Source organism: Nocardioides imazamoxiresistens, assembly GCF_032378595.1.
Lineage (GTDB): Bacteria > Actinomycetota > Actinomycetes > Propionibacteriales > Nocardioidaceae > Nocardioides > Nocardioides imazamoxiresistens.
Genome location: NZ_JAVYII010000007.1, coordinates 1 through 25,746 on the forward strand (window position 1 = coordinate 1; position 25,746 = coordinate 25,746).

The following is a 25,746-nucleotide window of genomic DNA, read 5'->3' on the forward strand; positions in this document are numbered from 1 at the left end:
TCCAGCTCACCGGACACGGGCACGGTTCCGCCGACCTGGCCGTGCACGCCGAGGGCTTCGCGGGCACGGAAGTCGATGGAGAAGAACCGCCCCGCGTCCGCATCCGCCCGGTCCGCCTCGGTGGTCTCGGGGTCGAACCGCGCCGACGCCTCCGCGACGAGTCGGTCGATCCCCGCCCCCGAGATCGAGTGAGCCACGCGGGCGAGGTTGCGGTCCACGAACCCCGCACCCTCGAACGTGAGGGTCCGAGTGGCGCGGGCGATCCGACGGGCCCGCCACACCTGCACCCCACCCGCAGCGACTCGGCCGGCAATCAGGGGAAGCCGGTGTCGGACCTCGATGGCATCGCCCACGAGCGCGCGACCGGCGTCCTGCGACAGACCCATCGCAGTCACCAGTTCCAGGACCGCGAACTCCGACACCAGCGGCGCGCCGGGACCTCCGTACGCCAGCCACCGGTCCCCACCCGGCGCCGCAGCCAGGGACTCCTCGTCGTCGACCCACATGCCCAACGGGCCGATCGGGTCACCCACCACCGCGTTGCTGGGCGAGCCGCCGCGCAGCACGTCGAGGTGGGCATCGGCGTAGTCGGCAGCCGCGAAGAACGCGGCCGCCTCGGCAGCGCGTTGGGCCCGCATCGCCTCGCCGGCGGCGTCCAGCAGCGCAGCCCGCGACGGGCTGTTGGTGTGCTGCTGGGGCCCCCGATCCATACTCCGAATTCTACTCGAACGTGCGTTCGATAACCAGGGTCGCTGGCCGATCTGTGGAGAGCGTTTCCGCAGGTCAACCCACCTGTCAGTCTTCCCGTGCGTACCCCCACCCGCACCGCCGGCAGAACTTGCAACTCGACGCCCCGAACCGCGGCACAACACGCAACTCGACGCCTCGATCCGTGCCAGATCCGGCACCTCGGGGCACCGGGCGTACCGCCGCCCGTGCCGGAGCCCGCGAGCCCGCCGCGGCCGCGACGTCGGGGGTCGTGCCGCTCGTGCCAGCTCGGCGCAACGGCTCGCCGCATCCGCGGCAGACTCCGCAACTCGACGCCCCGAACCGCGGCACACCCCGCAACTCGACGCCGCCCCGACGCCGCGCCGCGACGCCGCGCCCCGACGCCGGGGCTAGAGCGCGGCGAGCTCGTCCGTCAGGTCGTCGAGGCCGAGGGCGCCGAGGCTCAGCGCAGCCATGTGCCAGGCCTTGAGGTCGAAGGCCTCGCCGTGACGGGCGCGGGCGCGCTCGCGGCCCTCGAGCCAGGCGCGCTCGCCGAGCTTGTAGCTGATCGCCTGGCCCGGCCAGCCGAGGTAGCGCACGACCTCGGAGGTGACGAAGTCCGCCGGCGAGCCCGTGTGGGCGCCGAGGAAGCGCTCCGCCAGCTCGCGGGTCCACACCTCGCCCGGGGCGATCGGCGAGTCGTCGGGCACGCGCAGGCCCAGGTGCATGCCGATGTCGACCACGACCCGCACCGCCCGCAGCAGCTGCGCGTCGAGGTAGCCGATGCGCGCCTCGTCGTCGAGGTAGCCGAGCTCGTCGACGAGCCGCTCGGCGTAGAGCGCCCACCCCTCCGTGGTGCCGCTCGAGGATCCGACCGAGGTCTGGAAGGTCGAGAGCGACGGCGCGACGTGCACCCACTGCGCGAGCTGGAGGTGGTGGCCGGGGACGCCCTCGTGGTACCAGGTGCTGATCAGGTCGTAGACCGGGAAGCGGGTGCGTCCCAGCGTCGGCAGCCACGTGCGGCCCGGGCGGACGAAGCCCAGGGACGGTCGGGTGTAGTACGGCGCGGCGGCGCTGCCGGGCGGCGCGATCATCGCCTCGACGTTGCGGATCGGCTCCGCGATGTCGAAGTGGGTGCCGTCGAGGTCGGTGATGGCGCGGTCCATCATCTGCTGCAGCCACACGCGCACCTCCTCGACGCCCTCGACGACGGTGCCGTGCTCGTCGAGGTGCCGCATGGCCGCGAGGGGGGTGGCGCCGGGCAGGATCCGGTCGGCGAGGTCGACCATCTCGGCCTGGATGCGCCGGTACTCCTCCCAGCCCCACGCGTAGGTCGCCGCGGGGTCGATCGTCGCGCCGGCCACCCGGCGGGCGCTGAAGACGTAGCGGTCCTCGCCGACGGCGTCGGGGGTGCCCGCCGCGGCCGGCAGGTAGGAGCCGGCGAGGTGGGCGCGCAGGTCGGCCACACCGGCCGCCGCGGCGTCCGCGGCCGCGTCGAGCTCGGCGCGCTGCGCCTCGGGGCCGTCGGCGACCAGGTCGTGGAACCACGAGCGGCCGGACCCGAGCCACGCGTCGAGCTGGCCCACGACGGTCTCGACCTGCAGGGGAGCGGCGGTCAGGCCCTGCGCGACCCCGGCGTCCAGCGCGCGCGACCACGAGGCGTACGACGCCGGGAGCGCGTGCAGCCGCCGCCCGATCGCGGCCCAGTCGTCGTCCGTGGCCGTCGGCATCAGGGAGAAGGCGCCGCGCACGGCCTGGGGCGGTCCGAAGATGTTGCGGACGGTACGCAGGTGCTCGCCGCGCTCGTAGGCCTCCACCTCGACGCCGAGGCGGTCGCGCAGCAGCCGCGCGCACCGGGCCTCGACCGGGTCGGTGAGCGCCGGGCCGCCCGCTGCGTCGCGCTCCAGGGCGTCGAGCGCCGCCAGGGTGCGCGCCGCGAGGTCGCGCCGGGCCCGCGCGCCGTCGGGGGAGTGGTCCGGCAGCCGGTCCTCGTGCTCGCGCAGCCCCAGCCCGCTGCTGACCAGCGGGTCGAGGTCGGCCAGGGCGGAGACGTAGTCGTCGGCGAGCGTGCGCGGTGTCGTGGGTCCCGAGGTCATGGACCCCATCCTGCCCCCGGCGTGCGCGGGTGTTGACCGAGGCCGTTGACTGGGGCCATGGCCCTGCTGCTCGTGCGACACGGAGAGACGGAGTGGAGCCGGTCCGGCCGGCACACCTCCGTCACGGACCTGCCCCTCACGTCCGTCGGGGAGGACCAGGCGCGGGCGCTGGCGTCCCGCCTGGCCGACTACGACCCCGTGCTGACCCTGGTCAGCCCGCGCCACCGGGCCCGCCGCACCGCCGAGCTCGCCGGCGCGCGCGACGCCCGGGTCGACGAGCGGCTGGTGGAGTGGGCGTACGGCGACGCGGAGGGCCGCACCACCCTCGAGGTCCGCGAGGACGTGCCCGGCTGGACCGTCTGGAACGGCCCGGTGCCCGGCGGCGAGGAGGCCGCCGACGTCGGGCGGCGCTGCGACGACCTGCTCGCGAGCGTCACGGAGCTGGTGGACGTCGCCGAGCACGACGTCCTGCTGATCGCCCACGCGCACGTCCTGCGCGTCCTCGCCGCCCGGTGGCTCGGCCTGCCGGCCGTCGACGGCCGGCTCCTGCGCCTCGACACGGCGCGCCTCAGCGTGCTCGGCCACGAGCGCGACCAGCCGGTGCTGCTGCGCTGGAACGCGTGAGCCGGCCCGCTTGACGACCCGCGCGCGGGACAGCACGGTTAGGCCCATGCTCGTCGCCGGTTGTCCCCGCTGCCGGTCGGTCGTGACGGAGTGGCAGGGCACGTGGGCGTGCGACGACCACGGCCCGACCGATCCGCTGTGGCGACCCTCCGAACCCACCTACGACTCGTTCGCGGAGCACCTGCGGCGCACGCCGGTCTTCCCGACGTACCTGCCCTGGCCGCTGGGGCCGGGCTGGCAGCTCAGCGACTTCGCCCTCGTCGGGTCCCAGCCCGACTCCAGCACCGCCACGCTGACCTGTGCGACCGGCGTCAGCGCGCTCGACGGGCCGGTCGAGGTGATCGTCGTCGCCGAGGAGCCCGGCGTGGGACTGGGGGCCCGCTGCGCCGGGACCGGGGGCGCCGACCCCGGCGACGAGGTCGGTCGCGGCACCTCCGACGTGCGGGTGCGCCTCGGCCACCAGTCGGTGCCGATGTGGACGGTCTCGACCAGCGGCGCCGACGGTCGCTTCGACCGCTCGGTCGTGGTGGGGGAGGCGTTCGGCCGCTGGCTGTGGATCGTGCTGCGTCCCGCCTCGGCCATCCTGCTGCTGCGCGACGACTGGATCCTCAAGGACGTCTCCGGGCTCGGGCCGCCGCTCGTCGAGCTGCCCTTCGGCGGCGAGCGGCCGACCTGGTGAGCCCCCTGATCGACCTGCACACCCACTCCAGCCGCAGCGACGGCACGCAGACCCCGGCGGAGCTGATGCGCTCCGCCGCCGCTGCCGGGCTCGACGTCGTCGCGCTCACCGACCACGACACCAGCGCGGGGTGGGACGAGGCGGCTGCGGCCGCCGCCGAGGCCGGGGTCGCGCTCGTGCGCGGCATGGAGATCAGCACCGTCTTCCGCGGACGGGGGGTGCACCTGCTCGCGTACCTGCCCGACCCCACCCACCCGGACCTGCGCCGCGAGCTCGACGCGGTGCTGGCCGGTCGCGACGCCCGCGTGCCCGGGATGGTCGAGCGGCTGCGTGGCCTGGGCCTGGACGTGAGCGTCGAGCAGGTACGCCGGCTGGCCGGCCCCACCGCGGCCGTCGGGCGACCGCACGTCGCCGACGCGCTGGTCGCGGGCGGCTACGTCGCGAGCCGGAAGGAGGCGTTCGACCGCTACCTGTCCCCGGGGCGTCCCGCCTACCGCAACCGCGCCGCCGCCGACCTGGAGACGATGCTCGACGTGGTCGCCGCGGCCGGCGGCGTCAGCGTCGTCGCGCACCCGTGGGGACGGCACGACCCCGGCGTCCTCGACGCGGAGGGCCTCGCCCACCTGCAGCAGCGGGGGCTGCTCGGCGTCGAGGTCGACCACCAGGACCACGGCCCCGCGGAGCGCGAGGGCCTGCGCCGCATCGCCGCCGAGCTCGACCTCCTCGTCACCGGCTCCAGCGACCACCACGGCGAGGGCAAGGTCGACCACGACCTCGGCTGCAACACCACGACTCCCGACCAGCTCGAGCGCCTCCTCGACGCCGCCGCGGCGGCGGCCGCCACGTCCGGACGCACGACCCCCCAGCTGCTGCAGCCGTAGCCCGGCGGCGGCTCAGCGGCGGCCGAGCCGCTGGAAGCGCTGCAGCAGGCCCGCGGGCAGGATCCGAGCACCCCTCACCAGCACGCGGTAGCGGCGGGTCGGCACGACCAGGGCGCGTCCCGCCTCGACGGCCGCCAGCGTCTCGGCGACGACGTCGGCGGCCTCGAGCCACAGCACCTTCGGGGCGGAGCCCTGCTCCACGCCCATCCGGCCGTGGAACTCGGTGCGCACGAAGCCCGGGCACACGGTGGTGACCCGCAGGCCCGCCGGGGCGTACTCCGCCGCCGCCCACAGCCCGAAGCGGTTGACCCACGCCTTCGCCGCGCCGTAGGTGCCGCGCGGCAGGAACGCGGCGACGCTCGAGACGTGCACCACCGTGCCGTGACCGCGCGCGGCCATGGCCCCCATCGCCGCGTGGGACAGACGCAGGACCGCGCCGACGAGCACGTCCAGCATGGCCTGCTCGGCCTCCACGGGGTTGTCGAGGAACCGGTCCTTGAGGCCGAAGCCCGCGTTGTTGACGAGCCACTCGACCGGCCGGTCGGGGTCCGCGAGCCGGGCCGCGACCCGGTCCACGTCGGAGCGCTCGGCCAGGTCCGCCACGAGCACCTCGACGTCCACGCCGTGCTGGGCCCGCAGCTCGGCGGCCACCAGGTCCAGCCGGTCGGCGTCGCGGGCGACGAGCAGGACGTCGTGCCCGCGGGCGGCGAGCTGCTCGGCGAACTCGCGGCCGATGCCCGCGGTGCCGCCGGTGACGGCGGCCCGGCCGTGCCGGCCGGGCCGGTCCCGCTGGTCGGGCCGGCCGGGCTGGTCGGGGGAGGAGGTGGGTCGTCCGGTGCTCATGCCCGCCATCATGCCCACGGCGCACGGGCCTCCGGCATGATGGCCGCCATGGGCACCGTTCTCGCGATCGCGAACCAGAAGGGCGGGGTCGCGAAGACGACGTCCGTGGCGTCCCTCGGCGCGGCGCTGGCCGAGACCGGCCGGCGGGTGCTGGTCGTCGACCTCGACCCCCAGGGCTCGCTGACGTTCTCGCTCGGGGTCGACCCCGAGGACCTCGAGCTCTCGGTGCACCAGGTGCTCACGGGCGGGCTGCCCGCGCAGGAGGCGATCCTCGCCACCGAGGACGGCGTGGACCTGCTGCCCGCGACCATCGAGCTGGCCCGCGCCGAGGCCGAGCTGCTGACGCGTACCGGTCGCGAGCAGGTCCTGCGCAGCGTCCTCGAGCAGCTGGCCGACGACGAGATCGTCTACGACTGGGTCCTGCTCGACTGCCCGCCCTCGCTGGGCGTGCTCACCGTCGCCGCCCTGACGGCGGCCGACGGCGTCGTGATCCCGCTGCAGTGCGAGACCCTCTCGCACCGCGGGGTCTCGCAGCTGCTCGACACCGTCCACGACGTGCGGCGCTTCACCAACCGCTCGCTGGAGGTGTGGGGCGTCCTGCCGACCCTCTTCGACGGCCGCTCCAGCCACTCGCGCGCCGTGCTCGAGTCGATCCCCGGCACGTTCGACCTCCCCGTGCTGGAGCCGGCGATCCCGAAGACCATCCGGTTCGCCGAGGCGCCCGCCAAGGGCCGGTCCATCCTCGCCACGGCGCGCACGACCAAGGGTGCCGAGGCCTACCGAGCCGTGGCCCGGAAGCTGCAGGACCGCGCCGGGGCCTGAGCCCCGACGCGGTCCGCGTGGTCCTGCCTGGTCCGGCCCCGGTCAGGCCCGGTCTCAGGCCTCGGCGGTCGCGGCCGGAGCCGCAGCGCCGTCCGAGCCCTGGCCGGCGCCGGTCTCCGACCCGCCGCCCTGACCGGAGCGGCCGCTGCCACCCCGACGACGGCGACGGCGGCGCGGCTTGCTCGTGCCCTCGCCGGAGGCGTCGTCGGCGCCCGGCGTGCCGGCAGCGCCCTCGGAGCCCGCGGTGGCGGTCGCGGCGACGGTGGCGTCGCCGGTCTCGCCCTCCACCGGAGCACCGTTGCGCGTGCGACGGCGGTTGCGGTTGCGGCTGCTGCCCGAGCGCTCGGAGCGCTCCGAGCGCTCGCCCGACCGGTCGGGGCGGTCGGGACGCTCGCGGCGCGGCTGCGGCGCGGCCTCGACGATGCGGCCCTTCGTGCCCTCGGCGATGCCCATGTCGGTGTAGAGGTGCGGGGAGGTCGAGTACGTCTCCACCGGCTCGTCGAACGGCAGGTCGAGCGTCTTGTTGATGACCTTCCAGCGGGTCACGTCGGCCCAGTCGACGAACGTCACGGCGACGCCCGTCGCGCCCGCGCGGCCGGTGCGGCCGATGCGGTGGACGTAGGTCTTGTCGTCCTCGGGGCACGTGTGGTTGATGACGTGGCTGACGCCGGCGACGTCGATGCCACGGGCGGCGACGTCGGTGGCGACCAGGACGCGGAGCTTGTTCTCGCGGAACTTGGTGAGCGCCTTCTCGCGCGCCACCTGCGCCATGTCGCCGTGCAGCGGGCTCGTCGCGAAGCCGCGCTCGGCGAGGTCGTCGGCGACCCGCTGCGCCTGACGCTTCGTGCGGGTGAAGACGATGATCTTGTCGGCGCCCTCGGCCTGCAGGATGCGGCCGATGATCTCCGGCTTGTCGAGGTCGTGCGCCTGGTAGACGAACTGGGCGGTCGCGGGGACCGTCGCGTTCTCGTAGGACGACTCGGCGCGGATGTTCATGGGGGTGCGCATGTGCATGCGCGCCAGGGCGACGATCGCCGACGGCATCGTGGCCGAGAACAGCATCGTCTGGCGGTCCGCCGGCGTCTTCGCGAGCAGGCGCTCCACGTCGGGCAGGAAGCCGAGGTCGAGCATCTCGTCGGCCTCGTCGAGCACGAGCGAGCGCACGTGCGAGAGGTCGAGGGCCCGGCGGTTGGCCAGGTCGAGGAGACGGCCCGGGGTGCCGACGACGACGTCGACGCCGGACTCGAGGGCCTCGAGCTGCGGCTCGTAGCCCACGCCGCCGTAGACGGTGAGGACGCGCACGCCCCGGTCCGAGCCGGCCAGCTTGAGGTCGTTCGAGACCTGCAGCGCGAGCTCGCGGGTCGGGGCGACCACGAGGGCCTGCGGCTTCCCGGCGGGCAGCGCCGCGTACCCCTCGTCGCCGGGGGCGACGGTGCGCTGCACCACGGGGATGCCGAACGCGAGGGTCTTGCCGGTGCCCGTGCGGGCCTGGCCGATGAGGTCGGTGCCGGCCAGGGCGACCGACAGGGTCATCTCCTGGATGGCGAAGGGGGTGGTGATGCCGGCCCGGTCGAGGGCGTCGCAGATCTGGGGGTGCACGCCGAGCGTGCGGAACGTGGTGGTCAGTGTCCTGGTCGCTTCCGTGAGCTTGCTGGTGACGGTGTCGATCGTGTGGCCGACCCGTCGAAGCGCCGCTCCGGGCGGCGGGAAGGAGGTCAACCACGCACATGCCGGCGGGTCTGTCCGCCGAGTGGTCCGGGCGCTCCTCCGCAGGTGCGTCCGGTCGTGGACGCGGCGCGGGGTGCGCTCGGCGGTGGACAGTGTATCCCCTAGGCTGCGCCGCATGACGGATTCCCCCGTGGGTGACCCTGCTGCCACGTCTCCGGCGAGCCCGTCGCAGCCCCCCGTGGACCCGTCGGAGGACCCCTTCGCGGACCCGGCGTACCGGGACGCCGTCGTGGACCTGCTCGGCGCGATCGCCTACGGCGAGATCAGCGCCTTCGAGCGGTTGGCGGAGGACTCGAAGCTGGCGCCCACGCTCGAGGACAAGGTCGCGCTGGCCTCCATGGCCGCCGGCCAGCTGGAGCAGGTCGCCGGCATCCGGCGCCGTCTGGAGGAGCTGGGTGTCGACGCGTTCGAGGCGATGGCGCCGTTCCGCCGCCCGATCGACGACTTCCACCGCCACACCGCGCCGGCGGACTGGTACGAGGGCCTGGTCAAGGCGTACGTCGGCGACGGCCTGGCCCACGACTTCTACCGCGAGATCGCGGCCTTCCTCGACGACGACACCCGCGACCTGGTGATCGCGACCCTCGGCGACGCCGGCGAGGCCGACTTCGTGGTGGGCCGGGTGCGGGCCGCGTTCGAGGTCGAGCCGCGGCTGGCGGGTCGGCTCGCGCTGTGGGGCCGCCGGCTGATGGGGGAGGCGCTCACCCAGGCCCAGCGCGTCGCCGCCGAGCGGGACGCGCTCGCGGGCCTGCTGGCGGGCGGGCGTCCGGGCCTCGACCTCGTGGCGGTCGGCCAGATGCTCTCGCGGATGACGGAACGCCACGCGGCCCGGATGAACCAGCTGGGGCTCGCGCACTAGGACCGGTGTCCGGGCGCTGCCCCGGCCGGCCCGTCCGGGCCGCGCGGGGTGGAACGGGGTGTGTCAGCTGCGGAAGCCGACGGCCCCGATGCTGGGCGAGCCGATCTCGACGTACGCCAGCTTCTCGGTCTTGACGAGGACCTTGCGGCCCTTGGTGTCGGTGAGCTCGAGGACGTCGCCGGCGCCGGTGACGAGCGCGGTCACCGCGTCGCTGTCGAGGTCGGTCTCGACGACGAGCTCGCGCGGCGCGTGCTGGATGCCGATCTTGATCTCCATGGGGGTCCTCCTGGGACGTCGTGGTGCGGCGGGTCGGTACGGGTGGCTCGGGGTGCTGCGGGTGGTGCGGGGTGCTGCGGTGCGGGGACCGTGCTCAGTCCGCCTCGGTCCCGTCGGCGGGCTCCTCGGTCTTGGGGTAGCCGCGGATGCCCCGCCACGCGAGGCCCGAGACGAGCTGGACGGCCTGGTCGAGCGTGATCCCCGAGGTCTCGGAGAGCCAGAACCGTGCGCTGACCTGCGCCATTCCCACGAGGGAGACGGCGAGGAGGCGGGCCGCCTCCGCCGGCAGCGCGGTGTCCTCCGCGATGACCTCCGCGACCAGCTCCGCGGTCTCGGTCGTGACCCGCTCCACCTGGGCCCGCACGGCGGGCTCGCTGGTCAGGTCCGACTCGAAGACGAGCCGGAACGCGCCGGTGTCGTGGGCGACGTAGTCGTAGAACGCCTTGATCGCGGCGGCCACGCGCAGCTTGTTGTCCTCCGTCGAGGCCAGCGCCTCGCGGCAGTTGCCGATCACCGTCGCGCAGGACTCGTCGAGCAGCGCGAGGTAGAGGTCCAGCTTGCCCGGGAAGTGCTGGTAGAGCACCGGCTTGGAGACGCCGGCTCGCTCGGCGATGTCGTCCATCGCGGCGGCGTGGTAGCCCGACGCGACGAACACCTCGAGCGCGGACTCCAGCAGCTGGGCGCGTCGCTCCCGCCGGGGGAGTCGGTTGCCACGCGGACGGGCGCTCCTGCCGCCGAGTGCGAAGTCCCCAATGCCCACGTTCGTTCTCCTTCTCATCGACCGGCGGACCCGGACGCCGGGCGGCGAGCCTACCGCCCGGTCACCTCGGGTCCGGATGGCGGACCCGGTGCGGCGTGGCGCCCGGGTCACGGGAACATGGACGTCGCGGTCGGTGTTGGGCCGTGCACCCGAACGTACGCCCCGGACGAGGAGAACCCGTGTCCTTCCCTGCACTCGTGGAGCCGGCGAGCGAGCTGACCGTCGACGAGGTCCGCCGCTACAGCCGCCACCTGATCATCCCCGACGTCGGCATGGCCGGGCAGAAGCGCCTCAAGAACGCCAAGGTGCTGGTCATCGGCGCCGGCGGCCTCGGCAGCCCCGCCCTGCTGTACCTGGCCGCGGCCGGCGTCGGCACGCTCGGCATCGTGGAGTTCGACGAGGTCGACGAGTCGAACCTGCAGCGCCAGGTCATCCACGGCCAGAGCGACGTCGGCCGCCCGAAGGCCGTCTCCGCCAAGGAGTCGGTGGCGGAGGTCAACCCGCTGGTCGACGTCGTCGTCTACGAGGAGCGCCTCGACAACGACAACGTGCTGGGCATCTTCGAGGGCTGGGACCTCATCGTCGACGGCACGGACAACTTCGCGACGCGCTACATGGTCAACGACGCGGCGTACTTCCTGAAGATCCCCTACGTCTGGGGCTCGATCTACCGCTTCGACGGCCAGGCGTCGGTCTTCTGGCCGCACGCGGTCGACGAGGACGGCCAGAAGGTCGAGGCGCCGTGCTACCGCTGCCTCTACCCCGAGCCGCCGCCGCCGGGCATGGTCCCCTCGTGCGCGGAGGGGGGCGTGCTGGGCGTGCTGTGCGCCTCGATCGGCTCGATCCAGGTCAACGAGGCCATCAAGGTCCTCACCGGGGCCGGCGAGCCCGCGGTCGGCAAGCTCGTCATCTACGACGCCCTCGAGCTGGAGTGGCGCAAGCTGAAGGTCCGCAAGGACCCGCGCTGCGCCCTGTGCGGCGAGAACCCGACGGTCACCGAGCTCATCGACTACGAGGCGTTCTGCGGCGCCGTGTCGGACGAGGCGGCGGAGGCCGCGGCCGGGTCGACCATCTCGGTCGTGCAGCTCGAGCAGATGCTCAAGGAGCGCGAGGAGGGCGGCAAGGACTTCGTCCTGGTCGACGTGCGCGAGCCCAACGAGTTCGAGATCAACCGGATCCCCGGCTCGGTGCTCATCCCCAAGGGCGAGTTCCTCAACGGCAACGCGCTCGGTGAGCTGCCCGCCGACAAGCCGATCGTGCTGCACTGCAAGTCGGGCGTCCGCTCCGCCGAGGCGCTGGCCGTGGTCAAGGGCGCCGGGTACGCCGACGCGGTGCACGTCGGCGGCGGCGTCGTGGCCTGGGTGAACCAGATCGACCCCAGCCAGCCGGCGTACTGACAGCACCTGCGGGGGCGTCGCGGACGGGCCAGGAGGCCCGGCCCGCGGCGCCCCCGCGGTGCGTCCGGGTCCTGCGGCAACCGCCCGGGAGCCGCTTGCTACTCACGCGTAACCCGGAGGTCGGTGTGTCGTTGCCCACATCATGACCACCTCCTCTCGGACCCCCCGTCTCCTCGCCGCCGGCAGCGCCGGCGTGCTGACCGCCGCGCTCGGGCTCGCTGCCGCGACCGCCCCCGCCCAGGCCGCGCCCCGCACCGCCTGGGCCGACGCCTCGACCGCCTCCATCCACCCCGGCGTGCAGATGTACACCGAGGGCGGGCCAGTGCACCGGCAACTTCGTCTTCACCGACGGGGCCGGCTCGACCTACGTCGGCTACGCCGCCCACTGCGCCGGCACGGGCGCCGCCACGGACACGGACGGCTGCCAGGCGGGCTCCCAGCCCCTCGGCACCCGCGTCGACTTCGTCGAGGGCGGCTCGCTGCTCGGCGAGGGCACCCGGGTCGGCGGCGGCACGCTCGTCTACTCCAGCTGGCTCGCGATGGCCGAGAACGGCGAGAGCGACGACGACACCTGCGCGTACAACGACTTCGCCCTCGTGCAGGTCGACGCCGCGGACACCGGCGACGTGAACCCGTCCGTGCCGTTCTTCGGCGGCCCCGTCGCCGTCGACACCGACGGCACCGCGGCCGGCTCGCGGGTCTACTCGTTCGGCAACTCGAGCCTGCGCGGCGGCATCGAGGTGCTCTCGCCCAAGGTCGGTCTGAGCCTGGGCCAGAGCGGCGGCGGCTGGACGCACTCGGTCTACACGCTGACCCCGGGAGTGCCCGGGGACTCCGGCTCCGGCTTCCTCGACGCCGACGGCAACGCGATCGGCACCCTCTCCACGCTCGCGCTGGCCCCGCTGCCCGCGAGCAACGGGGTGGGCGACCTGGCCTCCGAGCTCGCGTACGCCCAGGAGCACTCCGGCATCGACGGGCTGCAGCTCGCCGCCGGCACGGAGCCGTTCCGAGGCCTGTGAGCACCCTGCGGGCCCGCTGAGCGCGCGGGCCCGCCCTCGGCCTCCGTCCGTCTCGGGCATGCTGGGCGGATGGACGCCGAGGAGCACACCGAGCTCGTGCTGCGGGTGGTCGAGCAGGTCCCGCCCGGACGCGTCACCACCTACGGCGCCATCGCCGGTGTCGTCGGCGGTGGGCCGCGGCGCGTGGCAGCCGTGATGAGCCGCGACAGCGAGGGCCTGCCGTGGTGGCGGGTGGTCCGCTCCGACGGCACCCTGCCGCCCCACCTGTGGGAGCGCGCCGGTGCGGAGTACGCCGTGGAGCGCACGCCGCTGCGCGCCGCGGCCCGCGACGGCTCGCGGCCCGTCGACGTCAGCGCCGCCTTCTGGTCGCCGCCCGTCCCGGAGCCGCTGGTCCCGCCGCCCGGGTGAGGGTCGGGCGAGGGCCGGGTGAGGGCCGGGGTGGGGGTTTGTGCCCGGCCGCCCGCGGAGAGGGTGGCGGCGCGGCACGCGACGGGGTCGGACCAGGCGGGAGAGCGATGACGGAGCAGGGCACGATCCGGGTGATGGTGGTCGACGACCACCCCATGTGGCGCGACGCCGTCGAGCGCGACCTCGCGGCCGCCGGGCTCGACGTGGTCGCCGTCGCGGCCGACGGCACCGAGGCCGTCAACCGCTTCCGCGCGACGACGCCCGACGTGGTCGTCCTCGACCTGCAGATCCCCGAGCCCAGCGGCGTCGAGGTGACGGCCGCGGTCCTGGCCCACACGCCGTCGTCGCGGGTGCTCATCCTCTCCGCCTCGGGCGAGCAGGCGGACGTGCTGGCCGCGGTGAAGGCGGGTGCGACGGGCTACCTCGTGAAGTCGGCGTCGCGCGAGGAGCTGATCGCCGCGGTGCGCCGCGTCGCCGGCGGGGACACGGTGTTCACCCCCGGTCTCGCGGGCCTCGTGCTCGGCGAGTTCCGGCGCATGTCGTCCGGCGGAGCCGACGACGACGGCGCCCCGCAGCTGACCGAGCGCGAGACCGAGATCCTGCGCTTCGTGGCGAAGGGCATGTCGTACAAGCAGATCGCGGAGCGCCTCGTGCTCTCCCACCGCACGGTGCAGAACCACGTGCAGAACACCCTGCGCAAGCTGCAGCTGCACAACCGGGTCGAGCTCACCCGGTGGGCGATCGCCCGGGGCATCGACGACGGCGACGACCCGGCCGACGCCGACGGCCCGGTCGGCGACGCCGGCCTGAGGCGATGACCGACGACGACCCCGCGCCGCTGCTGGCCGAGGCCGACGAGCTGTACGGCCTCGCGCCCGGCGACTTCACGGCCGCCCGCGACGCGCGCTCCCGGGCGCTGAAGAAGGACGACCCCGGGCTCGCCGCGTCGGTCAAGGCGCTGCGCAAGCCGTCGACCGCCGCCTGGCTGGTCGACCAGCTGGTACGCCGCGACCCGGCCGCCGTGGACGACCTGCTGCGGGTGGGCGAGGCGCTGCGCGAGGCGCAGGCGACGCTGTCGGCCGACGACCTGCGCGCGTTCACGAAGCAGCGCCGCCAGCTCACCGCCTCGGTCACCACCCGGGCCCGCGCGCTGGGGCGCGAGCTGGGCACCCGGGTGACCGAGGCCGTCGCCGAGCAGGTGGAGGGCACGCTGACGGCGGCGATGCTCGACGAGGGAGCGGGGGCCGCCGTCCGCTCGGGGCTGCTGGTCGCCGCGCTGCGGCCCGCCGGCATGGACGCCGTGGAGGTGGAGGGCGCCCTGGCCCACCCCGCGGCGCTCGGGCACGAGGCGCCGGCGGCGCCCGAGGGGGGCGGGTCCGGGGGCGACGGTCCCGGCGGGGACCAGGGACCCGTGCTGCAGGTCGTGCCCGACCCGGACGCACAGGACCGCGCGGTCGAGGAGGCCCGCGAGCAGGTGGCGGCCGCGGAGGACGTGCTCGGCGAGGCGGAGGCCGAGCTGGCCGACCTCGACGAGGAGGTCGAGGACCTCGAGGCCCGCGGGATGCAGGCGCAGGCGCGGGTGGACGAGCTGCGCACCCGCCTCGCCGAGGCCACGGAGCGCCAGTCCCGCGTCGAGGACCAGCTCGCGGAGGCGGAGGAGGCCCAGGGCGAGCAGCGCGACGTAGTGGCCGCGGCGCGTGCCGAGCGCGACGAGGCGCTGGCGCGGCTGCGACGCCTGACGGGGGAGTGAACGTGCGGCGAGGGGGAAGGAAGCGCCCGGTGCGCGCGTCGGTGGACGCGGTGGGCCGTGGGGGGCACAGTGGGCGCGAGGCGCCCTCGGCGACGCCGGACGGAGGCTTGGGATGACGCAGGACACGGCCAGCACGACCAGGGACGGGACGGGTGAGGAGCCCGAGCTGAAGCGGGTGATGGGCCCGGGGCTCCTGCTCCTGTTCATCATCGGCGACATCGTCGGCGCGGGGATCTTCGCGATCACCGGCAGCGTCGCCGGCCAGGTGGGCGGGGTCGCGTGGCTGCCGTTCGTGGTCGCCTTCGCGATCGCGACGGTGACGGCGTGCTCGTACCTGGAGCTGGTGACGAAGTACCCCCAGGCCTCCGGCGCCGCGCTCTACGTCCACAAGGCCTTCGGGCTGCACTTCGTGACGTTCATCGTCGCGTTCACGGTGATGTGCTCCGGCATCACCAGCGCCTCGACCTCGTCCAGCCTGGTCGCGACGAACCTGCTGCAGGGGCTCGACGGGATCTTCGGGGGCGTGCCGACCGGCAAGTGGGCGACGCTGTTCACGGCGCTGGCGATCATCGTCGTGCTGGGCCTGATCAACCTGCGCGGCGTCGGCGAGAGCGTGAAGCTCAACGTCGTGATGACGGTCGTGACCATGGTCGCGCTCGGCATCGTGATCGCGATCGGCATGGTCGCGGCCGCGAGCGGCGAGGGCGACGTCGGCCGGATCGTCATCTTCGAGACCGAGGGCGACAAGGGGATGTTCGCCGCCGTGACGGTGGCCACCGCGATCGCGTTCTTCGCCATGGTCGGGTTCGAGGACTCCGTCAACATGGTCGAGGAGACGAAGGACCCGCAGCGGATCTTCCCGCGGATGATGCTCACGGGGCTGGGCGTCTGCGTGGTGCTCTACATCCTCGTGGCCATCACCGTCGTGCTGGTCATCCCGATCGACGACATCGCGAACCCCGAGAACCCCGACGCCGGCATCCTGCTCGACGTGGTGCGCATCGGTGCCCCGGACATCCCCGTCGACACCATCTTCCCGTTCCTCACGGTCTTCGCCGTCGTCAACACCGCGCTGATCAACATGCTGATGGCCAGCCGCCTCGTCTACGGCATGGCCAAGCAGGGCGTGCTGCCGCGCGCGCTCGGTCACGTGCTGCCGGGCCGTCGCACCCCGTGGTCGGCGATCGCGTTCACCACGCTGGTGGCCGTGGGCCTCATCACGTACGTGCGCCTGCAGGACGGCACCAGCGTCGTCGGAGCGCTGGGCGGCACGACGGCCCTGCTCCTGCTCGCCGTCTTCGCCGTCGTCAACGTCTGTGTGCTCGTGCTGCGCCGCGACCCGACCCCGGACGACGGCTTCCGCGTGCCCACCTTCCTGCCGGTCGTCGGCGCGCTGGCCTGCGCGTACCTCGTCGGCCCGTGGGCGCGGCTGCCCGAGCAGTACATCCAGTACCGCATCGGCGGCGTGCTGCTCCTGATCGGCGTCGCACTGTGGGCGGTCACCTGGTTCGCGAACCGGGCGCTGCGCTCGGAGCGCACCGGCTTCCGCGAGGTCGAGGACCTGGAGGGCTGAGCGGACCCGCCCCGGGAGCCCGCGGGGCCCGACCGGCGGCTGAAACGGGTTCGGAGGTCGGGGGCCCGGCGGCGTACGCTGGGCCGGTGAGCAGCATCCCCGATCTCGCCAGCCTGCACGCCCTCGGTGCCGCGCAGCAGCCGTCGTACCCCGACGCTGCCGCGGTCGAGGCCGCCGTGACCACCCTCCGCACCGCACCGCCGCTCGTCTTCGCGGGCGAGTGCGACGACCTGACGGAGAAGCTCGCCGCGGTCACCCGGGGCGAGGCGTTCCTGCTGCAGGGCGGCGACTGCGCGGAGACGTTCGCGGGCGTGACCGCCGACAACGTGCGCAACAAGCTGCGGGTCCTGCTGCAGATGGCCGTCGTGCTGACGTACGCGGCCAAGGTCCCGGTCGTGAAGATCGGGCGGCTCGCGGGCCAGTACGCGAAGCCCCGCTCCTCGGACGAGGAGACCCGCGACGGCGTCACCCTGCCGGCGTACCGCGGCGACGCCGTCAACGGCTACGACTTCACCCCCGAGTCCCGCATCCCCGACCCGCAGCGCCTCGTCGACGTCTACAACGCCTCGGCGGCCACGCTCAACCTCGTGCGCGCCTTCACCACGGGCGGCTACGCCGACCTGCGCCAGGTCAGCACCTGGAACACCGACTTCGTGCGCAGCTCGCCCATCGGCCAGCGCTACGAGGCGCTCGCCGGCGAGATCCAGAGCGCGCTCGACTTCATGGCCGCGATCGGCGCCGACCCCGACGAGTTCCACCGCGTCGACTTCCACTCCTCGCACGAGGCGCTGGTGCTGGAGTACGAGCACGCGCTCACCCGCATCGACTCGCGCACGAACCAGCCCTACGACGTGTCGGGCCACTTCGTGTGGATCGGCGAGCGCACGCGCCAGCTCGACGGCGCCCACGTCGAGCTGCTGAGCCACATCCGCAACCCCATCGGCGTCAAGCTCGGCCCGACGACCAGCGCCGACGACGCGATCGCGCTGGCCTCGAAGCTGAACCCGGAGAACACCCCCGGCCGGCTCACCTTCGTCACCCGCTTCGGCGCCAAGAAGATCCGCGACGGCCTGCCCGAGCTGGTCGAGAAGGTGACGGCCGCGGGCCTGCAGGTCGCGTGGGTCTGCGACCCGATGCACGGCAACACGTTCACGGCGAGCTCGGGCTACAAGACCCGCGCGTTCGAGGACGTCGCCGACGAGGTGCAGGGCTTCTTCGACGTGCACCGCCAGCTCGGCACGTGGCCCGGCGGCCTCCACGTCGAGCTCACCGGTGACGACGTCACCGAGTGCGTCGGCGGCGGCGAGGAGCTCGCCGAGATGGACCTCGGCAGCCGCTACGAGTCGGTGTGCGACCCGCGCCTGAACCGGGTGCAGTCGCTCGAGCTGGCCTTCCACGTCGCGGAGATGCTGCGGAGCACGGCGCACTCGTGACCGGGCAGGTCACCTCCGGTCCGCCGGTCGACCTCCGCTCCGACACCGTCACCGCCCCGACCCCGGCGATGCGCGAGGCGATGGCGCGCGCCGAGGTCGGCGACGACGTCTACGGCGAGGACCCGACCGTCCGGCGCCTCGAGGAGCGCGTCGCCGCGCTGTTCGGGCACGAGGCGGCGCTGTTCTGCCCGACGGGGTCGATGGCCAACGTCCTCGCGGTCCGCACGGTCGTGGGGGTCGGCGAGGAGCTGCTGTGCGAGGCGTCGGCCCACGTGGCCCGCGCGGAGCTGGGGGCGCACGCCGCGTACACCGGTCTCACCATGCGCACCTGGAGCGCCCCGGGCGGCCGGGTCGACCTGCCCGCGATCGACGCGCTGTTCGCGCCCGACCTGGGGCCGTACTTCGTGCCGACCCGCGCGATCGCGGTGGAGAACACCCACAACTTCGCCGGCGGTGCGGTCGTCGACCTGGCCGAGCTGCAGGCGCTGCGGGCGTACGCCGACGCTCGCGGCGTGCGCGTGCACCTCGACGGCGCGCGGATCTGGAACGCCCACGTGGCGACCGGGGTGCCGCTCGACGCGTACGGCGCCGTCGCCGACGTCGCCGCGGTCTGCCTGTCCAAGGGCCTCGGCGCGCCCGTCGGCTCCCTGGTCGTCGGCAGCGCCGACGCCGTCGCCGAGACGCGCGTGTGGCGCAAGCGGATGGGTGGCGGGATGCGTCAGGTCGGGGTGCTGGCGGCCGCGGGCCTGCACGCCCTGGACCACCACGTCGAGCGGCTCGCCGACGACCACGCCCACGCGCGGGTGCTGGCCGAGGCCTGGGGCACGGACCCGGGCGAGGTCGCGACGAACATCGTGGTCCGCGAGGTCCCGGACGCTCCGCGGTACGTGGCCCGCCTGCGCGCCGCGGGGGTGCTGGCGTCCGCCGTCGGCGCGCGCACCGTGCGCCTGGTGACGCACCTGGACGTCGACCGCGCCGCGGTCGACCGTGCCGCGGCGGTGCTGGCCGCGCTGCCGCTCGACCCGGACCCCCGGCCGGAGGCGGTGGAGGTCCGCCCGGAGGACGTCACTCCTGCGACGGAGTGACCTCGCTCGCCGGCGCGCCGACCACCTCGACCTCGCTGATCGGCGTGCGGTCCGCACCGCTGTGGCCCGATACGCCGACGATCTCCAGCTCGACCGACCGGGTCAGCGTCGCGGGGATGTCGAGCGTCTGCAGGGACCGGTCCCGGTCGAGGTCCTGCTCCAGCACCTCGCCGTCGTCGAAGGTCCACCGCACCTGGGTGACCACGCGGTTGCGCTCGTACCAGTCGACGGTCTCGCCGCCACCCGTGTCGACCTTGTCGTAGCCGTTGACGAGGCCGACGGAGGTCACCGCGACCTCCTCGTCGAAGGCGACGCTCAACGTCTGTCCCGTGCCGTCGCCCTCGACCCGCCACGCGGTGGCGGGGTCGCCGTCGAGGACGTTGGCCGCCTCGTAGGTGACCTCGTCCCCGGCCAGGCTGCGCCCGGCGGGACCGGTCGCCGACGCCGTGACGGTGGCGAGGTCGCGCAGCGGTCGCGGGTCGTCGACCTCGACCTCCGCCGGGCCCTCCCTCGGGTCCGGCGCCGGGGCGTCACTGCTCGCGGGGGCCTCGCTCGCGCCGTCCCGGGTCTCGTCGGTGCGAGGCTCGGAGTCGCGCAGCACCAGCAGCGAGGTGCCCACGACCGCGCCCACCAGCAGCAGCGCGAGCGCCACCACGAGCACCGGGAGCCGCCGCGACGGGCGACGTCGTGGCGCGGCGGCAGCGGCGCCGGGCACCGGCGGCAGGCCGGGCGGACCGCCGGCCGGGGTCGAGGCGTACGCGCCCGTGGGCGCCACCTCGTCGGCGAAGAGCGGGTAGCGAGGTCCGGAGCCGTACGCCGGCAGCGGGACGAGGTCGTCGAGCGTGCTCGTTCCCGGGTTCGTCGCGGGCTCCGCGCCGGCGTGCCCGACGGCCACCCCGTCGGCCTCCGCGTCGAGGGGAGGCACGGTGACCCGTGGGAGGCGCACGTTCGTGTCCCCGGCGCCCGTGGCCGTTCGGGCACCGGCTGCGCCCGCTGGCGTCGGCACCGGACGGCCGCAGCCCGCGCAGAACCTGCTGCCCTCGAGGAGACGTGTGGTGCAGCCCTCGCAGTGCCGATCGGGGGCCGTCACGCGGCGGCTCCGGCGGCCTCGCGGAGCTTCTTCAGCAGCGCGATGTCGGGGTCGTCGGCGTCGCGGGAGCCCGGGGTCTCCAGCACGAACGGGACGCCGTCGGTCGCCGGGTGGGCGAAGAGCTCCTCGAAGGCGGTCAGCCCGATGTGGCCCTGCCCGATCTTCTCGTGACGGTCGCGCAGCGAGCCCCGGACGTCGAGCGAGTCGTTCGCGTGGACCAGCCGCAGTCGACCGGGCCCCGCCAGCTCCACCAGACGGTCCAGCGTCGCGGCGGCACCGCCCGCCTCGTCCAGCGGGGCGCCCGCCGCGAAGACGTGGCAGGTGTCGAGGCAGATCCCGACCTTGGGGTGGCGCTCGAGCGCGTCGAGGTAGGCGGGCAGGTCGTCGACGCCGGCGCACAGGGAGCGGCCCTGGCCGGCCGTCGGCTCCAGCAGGAGGTCCGGTGCGTCGTCGGCGAGCCGGTCGAGCAGGGGCATCAGGCCGTCGCGCACCCGCCGCAGGGCCGCCGCGTACCGCTCGCCGGCCTGCTCGTCGTCGGCCTCGACGAAGGAGCCGGTGTGCACGACGACACCCTCGGCGCCGATCCGCGCGGCCCGCTCCAGGTTGTGGCCGACGACGGCGACCGAGCGCTGGTAGGTGGTCTCGGTGGGGGAGCCGAGGTTCACGAGGTAGGGGGTGTGCACGAAGGACCGCAGGCCGGCGTCGCGGCAACCGGCGGCGAACGCCGCATCGATGCGGGGGTCGCCCTCGCTGAGGGCCCAGCCGCGGGGGTTGCCGACGAAGACCTGGACGGCCTCGCAGCCGAGCGCCTTCGCCGTCGCGAGGGCGCCGTCTCTGAGGTTCCTGCCCACGGGGACGTGGGTGCCGACGGGGTTGCGCATGGGTCGGCACCTTAGCGCGAGCGGCTCAGAGCACCGTCAACGTCACGGTGCTGCCCCGGCGCACCTGCTCGCCTCCGCCGGGGTCGACCGCGGTGACGTAGCCCAGCCGCCGGTCGGCGCCGAGCAGGCCCTCCTCCTCGACCACGAGCCCGAGCCCCTCGAGGGCGGCGCGTGCCTCGTCGACGCGGTCGCCCACGAGGCCGTCCGGGACGGTGACGAGCTCGGGGCCCTTCGAGACGACCAGCTCCACCGTGTCGCCGAGGTAGAGCGTGCCGTCCGACGGCGACTGGCTGATCACGTCGCCCTCGGCCACGTCGTCGGAGAACTCCTCGGTGACCTCGACGTCCAGCTCGTCGCCCTCGACGTCCGGGTCGCCGCCGCTGAGGGCGGCCTCGGCCTCCCCGGCGTCCTGACCGGTCCAGTCGGTCACCGGGATCGGGCGTCGGCCGAGGCTGAGGACCACCGTGACCCGGGCGTCGCGGCGCACCGTCGTGCCCGGCGCCGGGTCCGTGGACACGACGTGCCCCTCGGGGACCTCCTCGGAGTACTCGGCCTCCCCGTCAACCCAGCTGAGGTTGGTGTCCTCGATCGCGGCGCGCGCCTCGTCCTCGCTGCGGCCCTGCAGGGCCGGGACGTTGTAGACCTCCGGCCCCTGCGAGACGGTGAGCGTGATGGTGCCGCCCCGCACGGCGTCGGCGCCGCCCTCCGGGTCGGTGGCCACGACGCGGCCGGCCTCCACGGTCTCGGAGTAGGCCGGCGCGCCCACCTCGACCGAGAAGCCGGCCTCGCGGGCCCGCTCGGTGGCCTCGGCCTGGGTGAGGTCGAGCAGCCGGGGCGCGGGCACGGTGCGCCAGGCGTCCCAGCCGTACAGCACCGCCGCCAGCAGCGCCACGACCACGAGGAGCCCGAGGAGCAGGGGGCCGCGGCGACGGCGTCCGTCGTCGTCCTCGTCGTCCTCGTCGTCCTCGTCGGGCTCGTCGCCGTCGGACGGGGTCCAGGTGCCGTGCCCGTCGTCGTCGTACGCGCTGTACGCGTCGTCCTCGCCGTCCTGCGCCCACGCGTCGTCGTGGTCCTGCCCGTCCGCGCGGGGTGGCCGGTCACGGGCCGTCGCGCCCACGGCGGCGCCGCCGACGGGTGCGACCGGCAGCACGGTGGTCGCCTCGCCCTCCGGCGGCGAGGGGCGGGAGGCCTGCGCCAGCGCCGGGTAGAGCTCGGCGTCGGCGAACCCGTCGCCGCGCAGCTGGTCCAGCTCGGCCGGGTCGAACGCGTCGGGGGAGGTGTCCTCCGTTCCGCCCTCGAAGGGGCGGGGCAGCAGGTCCGCGGTCAGGTCCGGATCGTCGGCGACACCCTCGCGCAGCGCGTGGGCCACCCGCCGCACGTGGTGCAGCAGCACACCGGCGTCGGCCGGCCGCTGGCTGCGGTCGCGGCTGGTCGCGCGGGCGACGAGCGCGTCGACGTAGGGCGGGACGCCGGGCACCTCGCGCGAGGGCGGCGGGACGTCGGAGTGGACGTGCTTGTAGGCGACCTGGATCGGCGTCTCGCCCTGGTGCGGCTTCACGCCCGTCAGCAGCTCGAAGAGCACCACGCCCAGGGCGTACACGTCGGCGCGCGCGTCGGCCGTGCCGTCGACGACGAGCTCGGGCGCCAGGTAGGAGACCGTGCCGATCAGCACGCCGCCCGTCGTGCTGTGGTGCGAGTCGGAGTCGATGGCCCGGGCGAGGCCGAAGTCGGCGACCTTGATCCGGCCGTCGTCGGCGATGAGCACGTTCTCCGGCTTGACGTCGCGGTGGACGATCCCGGCGCGGTGCGCGGCGGCGACGGCCGCGACGACCGGCTCCAGCAGGGCGAGGGCCTGCGTGGGCCCCATCGGGCTGCGGCGCCGCACGACGTCGCGCAACGTGGTGCCCCGCACCAGCTCCATGACCAGGTAGGTCAGGCCGCCGTCGCTGCCCTGGTCGTGCACGGCGACGACGTTCGGGTGCGAGAGCCGGGCGGCCGCCCGCGCCTCGCGCACGAACCGGTCGGCGAACGAGTCGTCGCCGGTGATCGGGTCCACGAGCCCCGGATGCATGACCTTGACCGCGACCACGCGGTCCAGGCGTACGTCCACGGCCTCGTGCACCGTGGCCATCCCGCCGCGCGCCACCTCGTCCCCGAGCCGGTAGCGACCGTCGAGGAGACGTCCCGAGAGCGCGCCGTCGCGACCGACGCCGGCGGCGCCGGACGTGGGGGGTCGCTCCTCGGGCAGCACGCGGTCAGGATACGGACCGCGCGGGCCACCGGGCGGCGCGACGCACCCGGCCGCGACGTACAGTGCCGCCCATGAGCAGCGCCCCCACCTCGCCCGACCCCGCAGACCTCGGCACCCTCGTCGAGGAGTGGATCGACTGGGCCGAGGCGGGTCGCCGGCTCGGCGTGAGCGTCTCGCGGGTGCGGGTGCTGATCAAGGAGAACCAGCTGGCCGCCGCCGTGCCCTCCCCGGGCGCGGGCCAGCAGATCCCGGCCGCGTTCGTCGAGGACGGCCAGCTGCTGAAAGGCCTCTCCGGCCTCGTGGTGATGCTGACCGACCACGGCTTCGACCACCGCGAGATCATCGAGTGGCTCTACACCGACGCCGACCTGCCGGGCCGCCCGGTCGACGCGCTGGTCGAGAACCGCGGCTCCGAGGTCAAGCGGCGCGCGCAGGCCATGCACTGATCCTCAGCTGGTGCGCCGGGTCGCCGCGGCCGCCAGGTCGCGCAGCGCGTCGTGCGCCGCGGGCGGCAGGGCCGCCGCGTCCAGGGCCGCGCCGGCCGTCGCGGTGAGCTCCTCGATCAGCCGCTCGACGCGGTCGGAGGCCCCCGACGCCTCGATCACCGCGCGCAGGCGCGTCACGTCGGCGGGGGACAGCGGCGTGCCCAGCGACGCGTCGAGGTCGGCGGCGTCGCCGGGGGCGGAGGTCGACAGGGCCTCGAGCGCGAGTGCGACCAGCACCGTGCGCTTGCCCTCCACGAGGTCGTCGCCCGCGGGCTTCCCGGTCGCGGCCGGCTCCCCGAAGACACCGAGCTGGTCGTCACGCAGCTGGAACGCCTCGCCGACCGGCAGCCCGAACGCGCTGAGCGCCTCGAGCTGCTCGTGGCGGGCCCCGGCGAGCGCGGCCCCCACGTGCAGCGGGCGCTCGACGGAGTACTTCGCCGACTTGTAGCGCAGCACCCGCATGGCCTCCTCGACGTCGGCCCGTCCGCGGGCCTGGACGGACACGTCGAGGAACTGCCCGGCGACCACCTCGCTGCGGCACAGGTCGAGCACGTCGAGCGCGGCGGCGACCTCGTCGGGCGCCAGCCCGCAGCGGCGGACCAGCTCGTCGGCCCAGGTCAGCATGAGGTCGCCGAGCAGGATGGCCGCGGCCGCCCCGTACTGCTCGGGGTCGCCGGCCCAGGCCGCGGAGCGGTGCCGGCCCTCGAAGGCGCGGTGCACCGCGGGGCGACCGCGGCGGGTGTCGGAGGCGTCCATGAGGTCGTCGTGCACCAGCGCGCTGGCGTGCAGCACCTCGAGTGCCGCGCACACGCGCACCAGCGCGGCGTCCTGCTCCGGGGTGGGGTCGGGACGCACCGCCAGGTAGCCGGCGTGGCAGAAGCGTGCGCGCAGGCGCTTGCCGCCCGCCAGGCTCTCGCGGGCGGCCACGAGGAGGGCGGCGGCGTCGGGGCCGAGAGGTGCGAGGCGGGTCTCCTGCGCGGTCAGGAAGGCGTCCAGCGCCGCGTCCACCCGGGCGCCGAGGTCGCCCGCCGGGCCCCCGTCGCGCTCGCCGGTCTGGTCCTCGGTGCCCGTCGCGTCGCCCGTCACGCCTGCGAGCCTAGCCACCGCACCACCCGGTGGACGCCCGCGGGGTCGCGGCGCCCACGCCCCTAGGATCGTCCTCATGACCAGCGCCCCCACCGGAGGTCGGACGGCCCCGCGGCCCACCATCGGCGAGCTCGTGCGGGCGGGGGAGCGGTCCTTCTCGTTCGAGTTCTTCCCGCCCAAGGACGCGGCCGGCGAGGAGCAGCTGTGGACCGCGGTCGGCGAGCTGCAGGCGTACGAGCCGACGTTCGTCTCCGTCACCTACGGCGCCGGCGGCTCGACCCGCGACCGCACCATCGCGATGACGGGTCGGATCGCCCGCGAGACCTCGCTGCGGGTGATGGGGCACCTGACCTGCGTGGGCCACACGCGCGCCGAGCTGCTCGAGGTGCTGCAGGCGTACGCCGACGCCGGCGTCCACGACGTCCTCGCGCTGCGGGGCGACCCGGCCGACGGGCCCTCCGCGCCCTGGACGCCGACCGAGGGCGGCTTCCACCACGCCGTCGAGCTGGTCGAGCTCGCCCGCTCCTTCGACGGCGGGTCGGGCCGCTTCGGCGTCGGGGTCGCCGCGTTCCCGGAGAAGCACCCGGGCTCGGCGACCGTGGACGACGACGCCCGCGTGCTGGCCGCCAAGGCCGCCGCCGGGGCCGAGTTCGCGGTCACCCAGCTCTTCTTCCGGCCCGAGGACTACTTCGGCCTCGTCGAGCGCACGGCCGCGGCCGGCGCGCCGGACCTGCCGATCCTGCCGGGGATCATGCCGATCACGAACCTCGGCTCGGTGCGTCGGATGGCCGAGCTGTCGGGGACGGAGGTGCCGCCCGAGGTGCTCGCGCGCTTCGACGGCCTGAGCGACCCGGCCGACGTGCGCCGCACGGGGATCGAGCTGGCCTCGCAGCTGTGCGCCGACCTGCTCGCGGCCGGCGCGCCGGGCCTGCACTTCTACACGCTCAACCGCTCGCGGGCGACGCGGGAGATCTTCGAGGCCCTGCGCATCGGCGTCTGAGCCCCTCGCTCC

General features: G+C 74.8%; 25 protein-coding genes. 15 read left to right on the top strand and 10 right to left on the bottom strand.

The annotated features are described in order from the left end of the window. Together RDV89_RS15380 and RDV89_RS15385 are read right to left on the bottom strand one after the other, a co-directional pair. A partial coding sequence (locus RDV89_RS15380; protein ID WP_315734271.1) for a DUF222 domain-containing protein occupies positions 1 to 710 on the bottom strand: 710 nt, incomplete at its 3' end. Positions 711 to 1,118: 408 nt separating this feature from the next. Further along, positions 1,119 to 2,804 (bottom strand): DUF885 domain-containing protein, encoded by a 1,686-nt coding sequence (locus tag RDV89_RS15385; protein WP_315734273.1) that lies wholly within the window; start codon positions 2,802 to 2,804, stop codon positions 1,119 to 1,121. A gap of 57 nt (positions 2,805 to 2,861) precedes the next feature. On the opposite strand from RDV89_RS15385, the gene RDV89_RS15390 reads away from it, so the two are divergent. Genes RDV89_RS15390 through RDV89_RS15400 form a run of 3 tightly spaced genes read left to right on the top strand, consistent with a single transcriptional unit; the run spans position 2,862 to position 4,988 of the window. Further along, on the top strand, positions 2,862 to 3,428 hold the full coding sequence (locus tag RDV89_RS15390; protein ID WP_315734275.1) for a histidine phosphatase family protein: 567 nt from the start codon (positions 2,862 to 2,864) through the stop codon (positions 3,426 to 3,428). A 46-nt stretch (positions 3,429 to 3,474) separates the two neighbouring features. Further along, positions 3,475 to 4,107, top strand: a complete 633-nt coding sequence (locus RDV89_RS15395) for a DUF6758 family protein (protein ID WP_315734277.1) — start codon at positions 3,475 to 3,477, stop codon at positions 4,105 to 4,107. Further along, on the top strand, positions 4,104 to 4,988 hold the full coding sequence (locus tag RDV89_RS15400) for a PHP domain-containing protein (protein WP_315734279.1): 885 nt from the start codon (positions 4,104 to 4,106) through the stop codon (positions 4,986 to 4,988). The genes RDV89_RS15395 and RDV89_RS15400 overlap by 4 nt, the downstream gene beginning before the upstream one ends. Positions 4,989 to 5,000: 12 nt before the next feature. Here the strand turns inward: RDV89_RS15400 and RDV89_RS15405 are convergent, their stop codons facing one another. Further along, positions 5,001 to 5,831 (bottom strand): SDR family NAD(P)-dependent oxidoreductase, encoded by an 831-nt coding sequence (locus RDV89_RS15405; RefSeq protein WP_315734281.1) that lies wholly within the window; start codon positions 5,829 to 5,831, stop codon positions 5,001 to 5,003. A gap of 48 nt (positions 5,832 to 5,879) precedes the next feature. On the opposite strand from RDV89_RS15405, the gene RDV89_RS15410 reads away from it, so the two are divergent. After that, positions 5,880 to 6,653 (top strand): ParA family protein, encoded by a 774-nt coding sequence (locus tag RDV89_RS15410; RefSeq protein ID WP_315734283.1) that lies wholly within the window; start codon positions 5,880 to 5,882, stop codon positions 6,651 to 6,653. A gap of 54 nt (positions 6,654 to 6,707) precedes the next feature. Here RDV89_RS15410 and RDV89_RS15415 read toward each other — a convergent pair whose 3' ends face one another. Next, positions 6,708 to 8,186 (bottom strand): DEAD/DEAH box helicase, encoded by a 1,479-nt coding sequence (locus RDV89_RS15415; RefSeq protein ID WP_438823291.1) that lies wholly within the window; start codon positions 8,184 to 8,186, stop codon positions 6,708 to 6,710. A 310-nt stretch (positions 8,187 to 8,496) separates the two neighbouring features. On the opposite strand from RDV89_RS15415, the gene RDV89_RS15420 reads away from it, so the two are divergent. Further along, entirely contained in the window at positions 8,497 to 9,240 is a 744-nt protein-coding gene (locus RDV89_RS15420; RefSeq protein WP_315734285.1) for a ferritin-like fold-containing protein, read from the top strand. Positions 9,241 to 9,303: 63 nt separating this feature from the next. Here the strand turns inward: RDV89_RS15420 and RDV89_RS15425 are convergent, their stop codons facing one another. Together RDV89_RS15425 and RDV89_RS15430 are read right to left on the bottom strand one after the other, a co-directional pair. Then, entirely contained in the window at positions 9,304 to 9,516 is a 213-nt protein-coding gene (locus RDV89_RS15425) for a DUF3107 domain-containing protein (RefSeq protein WP_315734287.1), read from the bottom strand. A gap of 94 nt (positions 9,517 to 9,610) precedes the next feature. Continuing rightward, positions 9,611 to 10,276: a TetR/AcrR family transcriptional regulator gene (locus RDV89_RS15430; protein WP_315734289.1), complete on the bottom strand. Its 666-nt coding sequence runs from the start codon at positions 10,274 to 10,276 to the stop codon at positions 9,611 to 9,613. Between the two features lie 179 nt (positions 10,277 to 10,455). Here RDV89_RS15430 and moeZ point away from each other — a divergent pair, with 179 nt between their 5' ends. The 8 genes from moeZ to RDV89_RS15470 all read left to right on the top strand — a co-directional run bounded on the left by moeZ (position 10,456) and on the right by RDV89_RS15470 (position 18,941). Continuing rightward, the gene (gene moeZ, locus RDV89_RS15435) at positions 10,456 to 11,673 is read left to right on the top strand and encodes an adenylyltransferase/sulfurtransferase MoeZ (RefSeq protein ID WP_315734291.1); all 1,218 of its coding nucleotides are present in this window, start codon (positions 10,456 to 10,458) and stop codon (positions 11,671 to 11,673) included. A gap of 539 nt (positions 11,674 to 12,212) precedes the next feature. After that, positions 12,213 to 12,692, top strand: coding sequence for a S1 family serine peptidase (locus RDV89_RS15440; RefSeq protein WP_315734293.1), 480 nt, complete (start codon positions 12,213 to 12,215; stop codon positions 12,690 to 12,692). Between the two features lie 69 nt (positions 12,693 to 12,761). Then, positions 12,762 to 13,100, top strand: coding sequence for an MGMT family protein (locus RDV89_RS15445; protein ID WP_315734295.1), 339 nt, complete (start codon positions 12,762 to 12,764; stop codon positions 13,098 to 13,100). Positions 13,101 to 13,207: 107 nt separating this feature from the next. Continuing rightward, a complete protein-coding gene (locus RDV89_RS15450; RefSeq protein ID WP_315734297.1) occupies positions 13,208 to 13,918 on the top strand; it encodes a response regulator in 711 nt (236 codons plus the stop codon). Beyond that, entirely contained in the window at positions 13,915 to 14,850 is a 936-nt protein-coding gene (locus RDV89_RS15455) for a coiled-coil domain-containing protein (RefSeq protein WP_315734299.1), read from the top strand. The genes RDV89_RS15450 and RDV89_RS15455 overlap by 4 nt, the downstream gene beginning before the upstream one ends. A 112-nt stretch (positions 14,851 to 14,962) precedes the next feature. Then, on the top strand, positions 14,963 to 16,423 hold the full coding sequence (locus tag RDV89_RS15460; protein WP_315734300.1) for an APC family permease: 1,461 nt from the start codon (positions 14,963 to 14,965) through the stop codon (positions 16,421 to 16,423). A gap of 86 nt (positions 16,424 to 16,509) precedes the next feature. Continuing rightward, complete coding sequence (locus RDV89_RS15465) at positions 16,510 to 17,856, top strand: class II 3-deoxy-7-phosphoheptulonate synthase (protein ID WP_315734302.1); 1,347 nt, start codon at positions 16,510 to 16,512, stop codon at positions 17,854 to 17,856. Beyond that, positions 17,853 to 18,941, top strand: coding sequence for a threonine aldolase family protein (locus RDV89_RS15470; protein WP_315734304.1), 1,089 nt, complete (start codon positions 17,853 to 17,855; stop codon positions 18,939 to 18,941). The genes RDV89_RS15465 and RDV89_RS15470 overlap by 4 nt, the downstream gene beginning before the upstream one ends. Here RDV89_RS15470 and RDV89_RS15475 read toward each other — a convergent pair. The 3 genes from RDV89_RS15475 to RDV89_RS15485 form a co-directional block, all read right to left on the bottom strand. Continuing rightward, positions 18,922 to 19,866: a discoidin domain-containing protein gene (locus RDV89_RS15475; protein ID WP_315734306.1), complete on the bottom strand. Its 945-nt coding sequence runs from the start codon at positions 19,864 to 19,866 to the stop codon at positions 18,922 to 18,924. The genes RDV89_RS15470 and RDV89_RS15475 overlap by 20 nt on opposite strands. Before the next feature lie 161 nt (positions 19,867 to 20,027). Further along, positions 20,028 to 20,912 carry a deoxyribonuclease IV gene (locus RDV89_RS15480; protein ID WP_315734308.1) on the bottom strand — a complete coding sequence of 295 codons (885 nt, stop codon included), beginning with the start codon at positions 20,910 to 20,912 and terminating at the stop codon, positions 20,028 to 20,030. Between the two features lie 25 nt (positions 20,913 to 20,937). Next, entirely contained in the window at positions 20,938 to 23,163 is a 2,226-nt protein-coding gene (locus tag RDV89_RS15485) for a Stk1 family PASTA domain-containing Ser/Thr kinase (RefSeq protein ID WP_315734310.1), read from the bottom strand. A gap of 71 nt (positions 23,164 to 23,234) precedes the next feature. Here RDV89_RS15485 and RDV89_RS15490 point away from each other — a divergent pair, with 71 nt between their 5' ends. Next, positions 23,235 to 23,609, top strand: coding sequence for an Rv2175c family DNA-binding protein (locus tag RDV89_RS15490; RefSeq protein WP_315734312.1), 375 nt, complete (start codon positions 23,235 to 23,237; stop codon positions 23,607 to 23,609). Between the two features lie 3 nt (positions 23,610 to 23,612). On the opposite strand, the gene RDV89_RS15495 is transcribed toward RDV89_RS15490, so the two are convergent. Further along, positions 23,613 to 24,734, bottom strand: a complete 1,122-nt coding sequence (locus RDV89_RS15495; RefSeq protein WP_315734313.1) for a polyprenyl synthetase family protein — start codon at positions 24,732 to 24,734, stop codon at positions 23,613 to 23,615. A gap of 76 nt (positions 24,735 to 24,810) precedes the next feature. On the opposite strand from RDV89_RS15495, the gene metF reads away from it, so the two are divergent. Then, positions 24,811 to 25,734, top strand: coding sequence for a methylenetetrahydrofolate reductase [NAD(P)H] (gene metF, locus RDV89_RS15500; protein WP_315734315.1), 924 nt, complete (start codon positions 24,811 to 24,813; stop codon positions 25,732 to 25,734). Positions 25,735 to 25,746: the final 12 nt, after the last annotated feature.

Bases quoted from the DNA above. Each gene is read 5' to 3' on its own strand.
- RDV89_RS15385 (WP_315734273.1), bottom strand. From the start codon at position 2,804: ATGACCTCGGGACCCACGACACCGCGCACGCTCGCCGACGACTACGTC.
- RDV89_RS15390 (WP_315734275.1), top strand. From the start codon at position 2,862: ATGGCCCTGCTGCTCGTGCGACACGGAGAGACGGAGTGGAGCCGGTCC.
- RDV89_RS15395 (WP_315734277.1), top strand. From the start codon at position 3,475: ATGCTCGTCGCCGGTTGTCCCCGCTGCCGGTCGGTCGTGACGGAGTGG.
- RDV89_RS15405 (WP_315734281.1), bottom strand. From the start codon at position 5,831: ATGAGCACCGGACGACCCACCTCCTCCCCCGACCAGCCCGGCCGGCCC.
- RDV89_RS15410 (WP_315734283.1), top strand. From the start codon at position 5,880: ATGGGCACCGTTCTCGCGATCGCGAACCAGAAGGGCGGGGTCGCGAAG.
- RDV89_RS15415 (WP_438823291.1), bottom strand. From the start codon at position 8,186: ATGACCCTGTCGGTCGCCCTGGCCGGCACCGACCTCATCGGCCAGGCC.
- RDV89_RS15420 (WP_315734285.1), top strand. From the start codon at position 8,497: ATGACGGATTCCCCCGTGGGTGACCCTGCTGCCACGTCTCCGGCGAGC.
- RDV89_RS15425 (WP_315734287.1), bottom strand. From the start codon at position 9,516: ATGGAGATCAAGATCGGCATCCAGCACGCGCCGCGCGAGCTCGTCGTC.
- RDV89_RS15440 (WP_315734293.1), top strand. From the start codon at position 12,213: ATGGCCGAGAACGGCGAGAGCGACGACGACACCTGCGCGTACAACGAC.
- RDV89_RS15445 (WP_315734295.1), top strand. From the start codon at position 12,762: ATGGACGCCGAGGAGCACACCGAGCTCGTGCTGCGGGTGGTCGAGCAG.
- RDV89_RS15450 (WP_315734297.1), top strand. From the start codon at position 13,208: ATGACGGAGCAGGGCACGATCCGGGTGATGGTGGTCGACGACCACCCC.
- RDV89_RS15455 (WP_315734299.1), top strand. From the start codon at position 13,915: ATGACCGACGACGACCCCGCGCCGCTGCTGGCCGAGGCCGACGAGCTG.
- RDV89_RS15460 (WP_315734300.1), top strand. From the start codon at position 14,963: ATGACGCAGGACACGGCCAGCACGACCAGGGACGGGACGGGTGAGGAG.
- RDV89_RS15480 (WP_315734308.1), bottom strand. From the start codon at position 20,912: ATGCGCAACCCCGTCGGCACCCACGTCCCCGTGGGCAGGAACCTCAGA.
- RDV89_RS15490 (WP_315734312.1), top strand. From the start codon at position 23,235: ATGAGCAGCGCCCCCACCTCGCCCGACCCCGCAGACCTCGGCACCCTC.
- metF (WP_315734315.1), top strand. From the start codon at position 24,811: ATGACCAGCGCCCCCACCGGAGGTCGGACGGCCCCGCGGCCCACCATC.